Origin of the sequence: Pseudomonas putida, from assembly GCF_022627325.1 — a bacterium.
Lineage (GTDB): Bacteria > Pseudomonadota > Gammaproteobacteria > Pseudomonadales > Pseudomonadaceae > Aquipseudomonas > Aquipseudomonas putida_X.
Genome location: NZ_JAETZZ010000007.1, coordinates 278,771 through 289,640, shown reverse-complemented (window position 1 = coordinate 289,640; position 10,870 = coordinate 278,771). Strand labels below are relative to the sequence as shown.

Annotated in this window: 9 protein-coding genes; 5 read left to right on the top strand and 4 right to left on the bottom strand. The window is 60.8% G+C overall.

Translation table 11 applies throughout. From position 1 onward, the window contains the following. Positions 1–169: 169 nt before the first annotated feature. The gene (gene typA, locus JNA92_RS13705; RefSeq protein WP_241805181.1) at positions 170–1,990 is read right to left on the bottom strand and encodes a translational GTPase TypA; all 1,821 of its coding nucleotides are present in this window, start codon (positions 1,988–1,990) and stop codon (positions 170–172) included. Positions 1,991–2,116: 126 nt separating this feature from the next. Beyond that, positions 2,117–3,571, bottom strand: coding sequence for a tRNA uracil 4-sulfurtransferase ThiI (gene thiI / locus JNA92_RS13700; protein ID WP_241805180.1), 1,455 nt, complete (start codon positions 3,569–3,571; stop codon positions 2,117–2,119). 472 nt (positions 3,572–4,043) lie between these two features. Between thiI and glnA the strand changes: the two genes are divergently transcribed. The 4 genes from glnA (at position 4,044) to ntrC (ending at position 8,917) form a co-directional block, all read left to right on the top strand. Beyond that, positions 4,044–5,450, top strand: coding sequence for a type I glutamate--ammonia ligase (gene glnA, locus JNA92_RS13695; protein WP_060480427.1), 1,407 nt, complete (start codon positions 4,044–4,046; stop codon positions 5,448–5,450). A gap of 150 nt (positions 5,451–5,600) precedes the next feature. After that, entirely contained in the window at positions 5,601–6,143 is a 543-nt protein-coding gene (locus tag JNA92_RS13690; RefSeq protein ID WP_241805176.1) for a chorismate mutase, read from the top strand. Between the two features lie 255 nt (positions 6,144–6,398). After that, entirely contained in the window at positions 6,399–7,484 is a 1,086-nt protein-coding gene (gene glnL, locus JNA92_RS13685) for a nitrogen regulation protein NR(II) (RefSeq protein ID WP_241805175.1), read from the top strand. Beyond that, entirely contained in the window at positions 7,481–8,917 is a 1,437-nt protein-coding gene (gene ntrC, locus JNA92_RS13680; protein ID WP_241805173.1) for a nitrogen regulation protein NR(I), read from the top strand. The genes glnL and ntrC overlap by 4 nt, the downstream gene beginning before the upstream one ends. 417 nt (positions 8,918–9,334) lie before the next feature. Here ntrC and JNA92_RS13675 read toward each other — a convergent pair whose 3' ends face one another. Beyond that, positions 9,335–9,772 (bottom strand): hypothetical protein, encoded by a 438-nt coding sequence (locus JNA92_RS13675; protein WP_241805172.1) that lies wholly within the window; start codon positions 9,770–9,772, stop codon positions 9,335–9,337. On the opposite strand from JNA92_RS13675, the gene trmL reads away from it, so the two are divergent. Next, positions 9,771–10,232, top strand: a complete 462-nt coding sequence (gene trmL / locus JNA92_RS13670) for a tRNA (uridine(34)/cytosine(34)/5-carboxymethylaminomethyluridine(34)-2'-O)-methyltransferase TrmL (RefSeq protein WP_241805170.1) — start codon at positions 9,771–9,773, stop codon at positions 10,230–10,232. The two genes, JNA92_RS13675 and trmL, sit on opposite strands and share 2 nt — an antisense overlap. A gap of 134 nt (positions 10,233–10,366) precedes the next feature. Here the strand turns inward: trmL and secB are convergent, their stop codons facing one another. Continuing rightward, complete coding sequence (gene secB, locus JNA92_RS13665; RefSeq protein ID WP_012312355.1) at positions 10,367–10,852, bottom strand: protein-export chaperone SecB; 486 nt, start codon at positions 10,850–10,852, stop codon at positions 10,367–10,369. Positions 10,853–10,870 lie beyond the last annotated feature (18 nt).

Below are 10,870 nucleotides of genomic sequence, written 5' to 3'. Positions count from 1 at the left end.
GGCTAACACTTCCCCTTGCCGGGTGTGTAGAGGACTTTCACCTCCAAGTCACCCACTCGGCCACCACAGCCAAGCGGGTTGCGCTGACGCGCAACGCGCCATGCCTGGCGCACAACAAAAACGCCCCCGGCCTTTCGACCGGGGGCGTTTTCATTCAGCCTGAGCTAACTCAGCTCTTGGCTTTCTTGGCAGCGCGGGTACGCTCGCCTTCGTCCAGGATCTTCTTGCGCAGACGGATCGACTTCGGCGTGACTTCGCACAGCTCGTCGTCCTGGATGAATTCCAGGGCCTGTTCGAGGGTGTGGCGAACTGGCGGAACCAGGGCGATGACTTCGTCTTTGCCCGAAGCACGCATGTTGTCGAGCTTCTTGCCTTTGGTCGGGTTCACGCCCAGATCGTTGTCACGGCTGTTCAGACCGATGATCTGACCGTTGTAGATCTCCTGGCCGTGCTCGACGAACAGCTTGCCGCGCGCCTGCAGGGTTTCCAGGGAGTAGGTCAGTGCCTTGCCGGTCTCGACCGATACCAGTACACCGTTGAGGCGGCCGGACATCTGGCCCGACTTCATGGTGTCGTAGCGATCGAAGATCGAGGTCAGGATGCCTGCACCGTTGGTCAGGGTCAGGAACTGGTTACGGAAGCCGATCAGGCCACGGGCTGGAATGTTGTACTCCAGGCGAACACGGCCCTTGCCATCCGGAACCATGTTGGTCAGGTCGCCTTTACGCAGACCCATCTCTTCCATCACCTTGCCCTGGGATTCCTCAGGGATGTCGATGGTGACGTTCTCGAACGGTTCCTGCTTGACGCCATCCACTTCGCGGATGATCACTTCAGGACGGCCCACGGCCATCTCGAAGCCTTCACGGCGCATGGTTTCGATCAGTACCGACAGGTGCAGTTCACCACGGCCCGATACCTTGAACTTGTCAGGGGAATCGGTTTCCTGAACACGCAGAGCAACGTTGTACAGCAGCTCTTTGTCCAGACGGTCCTTGATGTTGCGGCTGGTGACGAACTTGCCTTCCTTGCCGCAGAACGGCGAGTCGTTGACCTGGAAGGTCATCGAAACGGTTGGCTCGTCAACGGTCAGCGGCTTCATCGCTTCGACGGCAGTCGGGTCGCACAGGGTGTCGGAGATGAACAGCTCGTCGAAACCGCTGATGCAGACGATGTCGCCAGCCTGGGCTTCTTCGACGTCGACGCGGTGCAGGCCGTGGTGGCCCATCAGCTTGAGGATACGGCCGTTACGCTTCTTGCCGTTGGTGTCGATGGCGACGACCGGGGTGTTCGGCTTCACGCGGCCACGGGCGATACGGCCAACGCCGATGACACCCAGGAAGCTGTTGTAATCCAGTGCCGAGATCTGCATCTGGAACGGGCCTTCACGGTCAACGTCCGGCGCGGGTACGTTGTCGACGATCGACTGGTACAGCGGGGTCATGTCTTCGGCCATGGCGGTGTGGTCCAGGCCGGCAATGCCGTTCAGGGCCGAGGCGTAGACCACTTTGAAGTCCAGCTGCTCGTCGGTTGCACCGAGGTTGTCGAACAGGTCGAAGATCTGGTCCAGAACCCAGTCTGGACGTGCGCCCGGACGGTCGACCTTGTTGATCACGACGATCGGCTTGAGGCCGGCTTCGAAGGCCTTCTTGGTCACGAAGCGGGTTTGCGGCATAGGGCCGTCCTGGGCGTCGACCAGCAGCAGCACGGAGTCGACCATGGACATTACGCGCTCAACCTCGCCACCGAAGTCGGCGTGGCCGGGGGTGTCGACGATGTTGATGTGGTAGCCGTTCCAGTTGATGGCGGTGTTTTTTGCCAGAATGGTAATGCCACGCTCTTTTTCCTGGTCGTTGGAGTCCATTACGCGCTCGTCGTTGAGCTCGTTACGTTCCAGGGTGCCGGACTGACGCAGGAGTTTGTCGACCAGGGTGGTTTTACCATGGTCAACGTGGGCGATGATGGCGATGTTACGCAGATTTTCGATCACAACTGTATCTCGATCAGAGGATTCGGTTGCCGCCAGTCTAGGCGGCCAATATGAAGGTAAAAGGCTCAGCGGGCCCGGCGGTCGGGAGGGCGATGGCGGATGCTGCCGCCATACAGCCCTGGGGTCTTATGCCGGACGATAAACACGCACATTGGCATGTCCCTCACTGAGCAGGTGGTGTGCGTGCAATCGGCTCATCACACCTTTGTCGCAATACAGCAAGTACTGGCGGGTTTCATCCAGCTGCTTGAACTTGCTGTTGATCGCGTAGAACGGCATCACCTGAACTTCGATACCCTCAAGCACCAAAGGCTCGTCTTCCTGGGCGTCAGGGTGGCGGATGTCGATCACGATCTGGCCTGGCAATGCTTCGCTGACTTCCTCGATTTCCACGTCTTTGCCCAGCTCGTCGATCACGTGGTCGATCGAGATGAACTTGGCACGTTCGAGGGCGCGCTCCAGCACGGCCATGTCGAACTGCTTCTCTTCATGCTCCATGCGGTGACGCTTGGCATGGGTGGTCGGGTTCACCGAGATCACGCCGCAATATTCAGGCATGTGCTTGGCGAAGTCGGCGGTGCCGATTTCGTTGGCCAGGTCGATGATGTCCTGCTTGTGGCTGGCCAGCAATGGGCGCAGCACCAGCTTGTCGGTGGCCGAGTCGATGATCGACAGGTTCGGCAGCGTCTGGCTGGACACCTGGGAGATCGCCTCGCCGGTGACCAGCGCATCGATTTCCAGACGATCGGCCATGCGCGCAGCGCCGCGCAGCATCATGCGCTTGAGGGTCACGCCCATGTAGCTGTTGTCGACCTTGTTGAGGATCTCGCCGACCACTTCTTCGAACGGCACGCTGATGAACAGTACGCGCTGGCTGCTGCCGTACTTTTTCCACAGGTAGTGGGCCACTTCCATCACGCCCAGTTCGTGGGCCCGGCCGCCGAGGTTGAAGAAGCAGAAATGGGTCATCAGGCCGCGACGCATCATCTGGTAGGCCGCCACGGTGGAGTCGAAACCGCCGGACATCAGAACCAGGGTCTGCTCCAGGGCACCCAGCGGGTAGCCGCCGATGCCTTGATGCTGATTGTGGATCACGTACAGGCGCTGGTTGCGGATTTCGATGCGCACCGTCACTTCAGGCTGCTTGAGCTCGATGCCGGCGGCGCCGCACTGCTGGCGCAGCTGGCTACCCACGTAACGGTCGACGTCCATCGAGGTGAAGTCATGGTGGCCGCCACGCTTGCAGCGCACGGCGAAATACTTGCCGGCGAGCAAGTGGCCGAAGTGCTGCTTGCACTTGGCGACGATATCGTCGAAGTCACCGAGCGGGTATTCCTCTACCTGCAGGAAGTGGGTGATCCCCGGGGTGCAGGTGAGGCGCTCGATCATCTCGCGCTGGACTTTTTCGTCTTCGACGCGGGTGACCACTTCGAGGTTGTCCCAGACACCATCGACCGCGAGCTCAGGGTCGAGGTCCTTGAGCACGTTGCGGATGTTCTTGCCGAGCTGGCGGATGAAGCGCTTGCGCACCGGCCGGCTCTTGATGGTGATTTCTGGGAAGACTTTGACGATAAGTTTCATTGGTTAACAGCGCGCGCAGGGCCTGCCGAAAAATGAGGGGCGCGAATTATATCGGAAATTGCTCAGGATTTGACCAACTTTTGTACAGAAGGTCGGATTTATATTGCCGGTACTGGCCTCATCGCCGGCAAGCCAGCGCCTGGGGGACATCGGCAGGCCCCACGACCGGCGCCTGATCTGTGCGAGCAGGCGTACCGGCGATGAAGCCCCTAAAGGAAGCACACGGCCCCAACCGTGCACGCAATTGGTGCGCCAGTAACAAAAACCGCATCGTAAGGGTGCACTTTTCCCCGACAACCCGGCCTCAAATGCCCGTAAACGCCCCTTTTTATCCCGGCCTCGCCATTTTCGGGCACTGGCATGCAATTTGCTCCCTTGTGAGGCAGGTAAGCTTGGCCGACTATCCGCGCCCGGCAACACCCTTTTTTCCAGGGCAGCGGCCCACCGCGCTCTAGACCATCCGGAGGACAACATGTCGAAGTCGGTTCAACTCATCAAAGATCATGACGTCAAGTGGATTGATCTGCGTTTCACGGACACCAAAGGCACTCAGCATCACGTGACCATGCCAGCGCGTGATGGCCTGGACGAAGACTTCTTCGAAGTCGGCAAGATGTTCGACGGTTCCTCCATCGCTGGCTGGAAAGGCATCGAAGCCTCCGACATGATCCTGATGCCGGTTGACGAGACCGCCGTCCTGGACCCGTTCACCGAAGAGCCGACCCTGATCATCACCTGCGACATCGTCGACCCTTCGAGCATGCAGGGCTACGATCGCGACCCACGCGCAATCGCCAAGCGCGCTGAAGAGTACCTCAAGAGCACCGGCATCGGTGACACCGTCTTCGCCGGCCCAGAGCCTGAGTTCTTCATCTTCGACGAAGTGAAGTTCCAGTCGGACATCTCCGGCTCGATGTTCAAGATCTTCTCCGAGCAAGGCTCGTGGATGACTGGCGCTGACGTGGAAGGCGGCAACAAAGGCCACCGTCCAGGCGTCAAAGGTGGCTACTTCCCAGTTCCGCCGTTCGACCACGACCACGAAATCCGTACTGCCATGTGCAACGCACTGGAAGAAATGGGCCAGACCGTTGAAGTTCACCACCATGAAGTGGCGACTGCCGGCCAGAACGAAATCGGCGTCAAGTTCAACACCCTGGTGAAGAAAGCTGACGAAGTACAGGCCCTGAAATACGTCGTGCACAACGTAGCCGACGCTTACGGCCGTACCGCCACCTTCATGCCGAAGCCACTGTACGGCGACAACGGCTCGGGCATGCACGTGCACATGTCGATCTGGAAAGAAGGCAAGAACACCTTCGCCGGTGAAGGCTATGCCGGTCTGTCCGAAACTGCCCTGTACTTCATCGGCGGTATCATCAAGCACGGTAAGGCACTGAACGGCTTCACCAACCCGTCGACCAACTCCTACAAGCGTCTGGTTCCAGGCTTCGAAGCCCCGGTAATGCTGGCCTACTCGGCACGTAACCGTTCGGCCTCGATCCGTATTCCTTACGTCGGCAGCCCTAAAGCCCGCCGTATCGAAGCGCGCTTCCCGGACCCATCGGCCAACCCGTACCTGGCTTTCGCCGCCCTGCTGATGGCTGGCCTGGACGGTATCCAGAACAAGATTCACCCAGGCGATGCTGCCGACAAGAACCTGTACGACCTGCCGCCTGAAGAGGCGAAAGATATCCCGCAAGTTTGCGGCAGCCTGAAAGAAGCGCTGGAAGAACTGGATAAAGGCCGTGCGTTCTTGACCAAGGGCGGCGTGTTCTCCGACGACTTCATCGATGCCTTCATCGAGCTGAAGTCCGAAGAAGAGATCAAAGTCCGTACCTTCGTGCACCCGCTGGAATACGAGCTGTACTACAGCTGCTGATCTGATCGGCGCCTGGCGTCGATGAAATCACCGAAAACGGCCTTCTTCTGAAGGCCGTTTTTGTTTTTCGACTGCCCGAATCGGACGCATCCTACAAGCAGAACTCGCCATCCAAATCCACAATCAGGTCTCCATCCACAGGAGATCACCATGCAACGCGCCACCTTTGTGCTCGCCATCACCTTCGGCCTTCTCGGCTGCCAGGCATCATCACCTTCTGAGCCAGAATTCCAGCCCTTGCTTTCCAGTATCGAGCAGCGCCTGGACCTGGCCACCTCGGTAGCGGTACACAAATGGGACCACCACCTGCCCGTGGAGGCCCCCGAACGCGAGCGGCAGGTGCTGTCAGGTGTCCAACAGATGGCACCGGACTACGACCTGAGCCCTGAGCGCGCCGCTGCGTTCTTCGCTGACCAGATCGAAGCCAACAAGCTGATCCAGTACACCCTGCGCGATCGCTGGGCAATGCTAGGGCAACGCCCGCCGGCTAAACCGCTCGACCTTGCCAACCAGATTCGCCCCCGCCTGGACCAACTCCAGGCGACGCTCCTGTTCGAACTGGCCCGGTTTGACCAGCAACGTTACCCAGACTGCAGGCAAGAACTCGCCCGCGCCCTGGCGCGACGCACCAACGACCCTTTACGCCACCAGGCGCTGGTGCGCGCCACCTCACAGCTGTGTGTCGAACACTAGCCACGGCTATGCTCTATATTGGTGCGCAATGACACGCATTGCGCCGCCGATCACACCAAAACAGGTCACGTGAAACGGTAAATCAGCGTCTTCTGTTCCGAATAAGCGCAATTACAGGTCTTTATCAGAGAATTCCGCTTCTTTTCGGAGCCTTGGTTTGTTTCTTGCATTTTCCAGGCATCAGCGGATCCATAGCGCGCTCGTCCTTGGCCCGACCAAGGACCCGCCAGCGCCAAAAGAGGTCAACGACGCCTTATGACCATCAGCGATGCACAGCACCGTCTGCTTCTGGACAACCTGACCACAGCGACGCTCCTGCTCAACGCCGAGCTGCGCCTGGAGTACATGAACCCGGCTGCGGAAATGCTCCTGGCCGTGAGTGGCCAGCGCAGCCATGGGCAGTTCATCAGTGAACTGTTCACCGAATCGTCCGAGGCGCTCAACTCGCTGCGCCAGGCGGTCGAACAGGCGCACCCGTTCACCAAGCGCGAAGCCCAACTGACCTCGCTGACCGGGCAGACCATCACGGTCGACTATGCCGTGACACCCATCTTGCACCAGGGCAACACCCTGCTGCTGCTGGAGGTACACCCGCGTGACCGCCTGCTGCGCATCACCAAGGAAGAAGCCCAGCTGAGCAAGCAGGAAACCACCAAGATGCTGGTCCGCGGCCTCGCCCACGAGATCAAGAACCCGCTGGGCGGCATCCGTGGCGCGGCGCAACTGCTGGCCCGGGAATTGCCCGAAGAGGGCCTGCGCGACTACACCAACGTGATCATCGAAGAGGCCGATCGCCTGCGCAACCTGGTCGACCGCATGCTCGGTTCGAACAAGCTGCCATCGCTGGCCATGACCAACATTCACGAAGTCCTTGAGCGGGTCTGCAGCCTGGTCGACGCAGAAAGCCAAGGATGCATCACTTTGGTGCGCGACTATGACCCGAGCCTGCCGGACGTACTGATCGACCGCGAGCAGATGATCCAGGCGGTGCTGAATATCGTGCGCAACGCGATGCAGGCGATCAGCTCGCAGAACGAGTTGCGCCTGGGCCGCATCACCCTGCGCAGCCGCGCGATGCGCCAGTTCACCATCGGCCATGTGCGCCACCGCCTGGTGGCCCGCGTCGAGATCATCGATAACGGCCCCGGCATCCCCAGTGAACTGCAAGACACGCTCTTCTATCCCATGGTCAGTGGCCGCCCGGACGGTACCGGGTTGGGCCTGGCCATTACCCAGAACATCATCAGCCAGCACCAGGGCCTGATCGAGTGTGAAAGCCACGCCGGCCACACGGCCTTTTCGATCTTCCTGCCACTGGAACAAGGAGCCACCGCCTCATGAGCCGAAGTGAAACCGTATGGATCGTCGACGATGATCGCTCCATCCGCTGGGTCCTGGAAAAAGCCCTGCAACAGGAGGGCATGACCACCCAGAGCTTCGACAGCGCTGATGGGGTGATGGGCCGCCTGGCCCGGCAACAGCCGGACGTGATCATTTCCGACATTCGCATGCCGGGCGCCAGCGGCCTCGACCTGCTGGCACAGATTCGCGACCAACACCCGCGTCTGCCGGTCATCATCATGACCGCCCATTCCGACCTGGACAGCGCAGTCGCGTCGTACCAGGGCGGTGCTTTCGAGTACCTGCCCAAACCGTTCGACGTCGATGAGGCGGTCTCGCTGGTCAAGCGCGCCAACCAGCATGCGCAGGAACAGCAAGGCCTCGATGTGCCCCAGGCCCTGGCTCGTACCCCGGAAATCATCGGTGAAGCTCCGGCGATGCAGGAGGTGTTCCGTGCCATTGGTCGGCTGAGCCACTCCAACATCACCGTACTGATCAACGGCGAGTCCGGTACCGGCAAGGAGCTGGTGGCGCACGCCCTGCACCGCCACAGCCCGCGGGCTGCCTCACCGTTCATTGCCTTGAACATGGCCGCCATTCCCAAGGACCTGATGGAGTCGGAGCTGTTCGGCCATGAAAAAGGCGCCTTCACCGGCGCGGCCAACTTGCGACGCGGCCGCTTCGAGCAAGCGGACGGCGGCACCTTGTTCCTCGACGAAATCGGAGACATGCCTGCCGATACCCAGACACGCCTGCTGCGTGTACTGGCCGATGGCGAGTTCTACCGTGTGGGCGGCCATGTGCCCGTGAAGGTCGATGTGCGAATCATCGCTGCGACCCATCAAAATCTCGAGTCACTGGTACAGGCTGGCAAGTTCCGTGAAGACTTGTTCCATCGCCTGAACGTAATCCGTATTCATATCCCGCGCCTGGCCGACCGCCGCGAGGACATCCCAGCACTGGCACGCCACTTCCTGGGCCGCGCGGCTCAGGAGCTGGCCGTCGAGCCGAAGCTGCTCAAGCCGGAAACCGAAGAATTCATCCGCAACCTGCCGTGGCCTGGCAACGTCCGCCAGCTGGAAAACACCTGCCGCTGGATCACCGTCATGGCGTCCAGCCGCGAAGTGCTGGTCGGCGACCTGCCACCCGAGCTGCTCAACCTCCCGCAGGACGCGGCACCGGTGACCAACTGGGAGCAGGCGCTGCGCCAATGGGCCGACCAGGCCTTGGCCCGAGGGCAATCCAACCTGCTCGACAGCGCCGTGCCCAGCTTCGAACGGATCATGATCGAGACGGCGCTCAAGCACACTGCCGGGCGTCGCCGGGATGCCGCGGTGCTGCTGGGGTGGGGGCGCAATACCCTGACCCGCAAGATCAAGGAACTGGGGATGAACGTCGATGGCGGGGATGACGATGAGGGCGATGAGCACTGACTTCCCGCTGAATCAGTGACACCGTTGGGGCCGCTTTGCGGCCCCAGCCATTTATGGCCCATGCACCGAAGCTGTGCCAACTGCACCGCGCCAAGGCACAAATCCCCTCAAAACCCGGCCAGATCGCCCTGAAACCCAATGTTTCCGGACTTTCAAAACTGGCACGCCACCTGCAATAGCTACTACATCTCCAGTTTCGGGGGCCTCGGTACAGGCAGGCCGGGTGAACCCCTCTTTTATACGCAGTAACGCAAGCTTTGGGGACCTCGGTACAGGCAGGCCGGGAATCCCCTCTTTTATACGCAGTGACGCAAGCTTTGGGGACCTCGGTACAGGCAGGCCGGGAATCCCCTCTTTTACACGCAGTAACGCAAGCTTTGGGGACCCTGGTACAGGCAGGCCGGGACATCCCCTCTTTTATTCGTGCAGCCGCACCCGCACCCGCCAGCGCCCCGCGTCCTCTGCACCGGCCCATTCGCCCCGCAGAGGGCGCGCGGCAATCACGCTCAGCAGCAACCCTTCGTCCGTTTTCTGCAAACGCCAGCTCACCGGCTTGCCCTGCAGGATCAGTTGCCCGCGCTGGGCCTTGCCCTGAGCCTGGAACAGTACGGCGACAGTCCCCTCGACATTCTCGCCATGCAGCTTCGGCTCGTCGCTGAACCACAGGTCCAACCCATCCTGCACCACCTCCACCTGCTCGAGCACACGCTCTTCTGGGGTGGTGAGGCGGCCGATCATCAGGCCGACCATCACGCCGACGATCGCCAGCGAAAGCATCACACGCGGCAAGGCCTTCGAACGCGACTCGGGTTCGGGGGTAGAATGTGCACCATCTTCATGCTTGGAGCCGTGCATGTTTCACGTCATCCTTTTTCAACCTGAAATTCCGCCGAATACCGGCAACATCATTCGCCTCTGCGCCAACAGCGGTTGCGACCTGCACCTGATCGAACCGATCAGCTTCGAGCTGGACGACAAACGGCTGCGCCGTGCGGGGCTGGACTACCACGAGTATGCCACGCTCAAGCGCCACGAAAGCCTGGCCGGATGCCTGGAAAGCCTTGGCAACCCTCGCCTGTTCGCCTTCACCACCAAGGGCTCGCACCCCTTTCATGAAGTCGCCTACCAGCCCGGCGATGCCTTCCTGTTCGGGCCCGAGAGCCGCGGCCTGCCCACCGAGGTGCTGGACAGCCTGCCGGCCGAACAGCGCCTGCGCCTGCCGATGAGGCCTGGATGCCGCAGCCTGAACCTGTCCAACACTGTCGCGGTGACGGTGTATGAGGCGTGGCGCCAGCAAGGGTTTGCCGGGAGCTGATGCAGTGCCTGTACTGGTGCTGGCGCCGGCCTTGTTCAACACCTGACGCCACACCTGAGCGGGCGTGCCCGCGATGAGGCCCGAACAGGCAACAAAAAAGCGCCCCGAGAGGCGCTTTTCGATACCGGCCGCGCTTACTGCACGGTCGGCGCTTCGCCGGCTTCCTGCATGCGCTGCATCTCTTGCGCGTACAGGGCGTCGAAGTTGACCGGCGACAGCATCAGGGCCGGGAACGAACCACGGGTCACCAGGCTATCCAGGGTCTCGCGGGCGTACGGGAACAGGATGTTCGGGCAGAACGCACCCAGGGTGTGGCTCATGGAAGAGGCGTCGAGGTTCTTGATCAGGAAGATACCGGCCTGCTGAACTTCGGCGATGAACGCCACTTCGTCACCATTCTTGACGGTTACCGACAGGGTCAGCACCACCTCGTGGAAGTCGCCTTCCAGGGCTTTCTGCTTGGTGTTCAGGTCCAGGGCAACGCTCGGCTCCCAGGTCTGACGGAAGATCTGCGGGCTTTTCGGGGCCTCGAACGACAGGTCGCGCACGTAGATACGCTGCATGGAGAACTGAGGGCTGTTGTCTTCGGCTGCTGCGCCGTTGGTCTGTTGGTCAGTCATGGCAGATCCTTATCCTAA